The following is an 811-nucleotide window of genomic DNA, read 5'->3' on the forward strand; positions in this document are numbered from 1 at the left end:
CCGCGAAAGGACTCCGTCCCGCTACCGCGATCGTAGCAGAGAACCTTCCAGTTCTTGCATTCCTGTAGCGTTGCATGGCAATAGGGTGGGACTTTTGCCAAGAACTCATTTGTCAAGATTTGTCAAGAACTCATTTGTAGAGCAGCTTGCTCTGCTCTTGTACAACTCACAGGGGCTGCTAATCCAGCAAAAACTGTACCCACTTCGGCGGGGGTGGCAGCGGGCAACGAAAGTGCTCCATCACCAGGGCGGCCACCAAATGCACCGTGAATACGTAGATGAGGGAATTGAAGGCAATAAATCCCACCACCACCACCTGAACCATCCAGGGTTCTGCCACCCAGTAGACGCCCCATCGGCTGAGGGACACATCCAGGAGCCAGTTGGTTAGGCCGGTAAGTTGAATGGTTACGTAGATCCAGAGGTTTTCCCCCACCAGTAGGGAGGAAAGCACCAACTGAAAGATCAAGCCCAGGGCGCTGAGCACAGCCCCGCTCACCACCGAGACGTACCAGGAAAGACGCTGCTGCCACAGGCGGGCACACCAATAGCCCAGCAGACCATAGGGAATGACATAGAGAATGCTGCGCGTGGGCCCTATCAGCACCGTCAGCAACAGGCCGGAGACCACCAGGGCCATTGCCCCTGTGCGGGGATCCCAGCGCATCACCGCCAGCGCCACCGGGATGGGGAAAAACAGGCGCATGAAAGGAGCTAGCGGCGTGTAGCTCAGGATCCAGATCAAGGCTGCCGTACTGGCCAAAAAAGCTGTCTCCACCACCCTCAAGGCCGGAGAACGGGAAGGGGGGGG

Annotated in this window: 1 protein-coding gene; it reads right to left on the reverse strand. The window is 57.6% G+C overall.

Annotated elements, in window-relative coordinates; all coding sequences use genetic code 11:
* Nucleotides 1-178 precede the first annotated feature (178 nt).
* A partial coding sequence (locus tag NW815_RS11135) for a DUF2232 domain-containing protein (RefSeq protein WP_414416011.1) occupies nt 179-811 on the reverse strand: 633 nt, incomplete at its 5' end.

It is taken from the genome of Synechococcus sp. R6-7 (assembly GCF_047461695.1).
Lineage (GTDB): Bacteria > Cyanobacteriota > Cyanobacteriia > Thermostichales > Thermostichaceae > Thermostichus.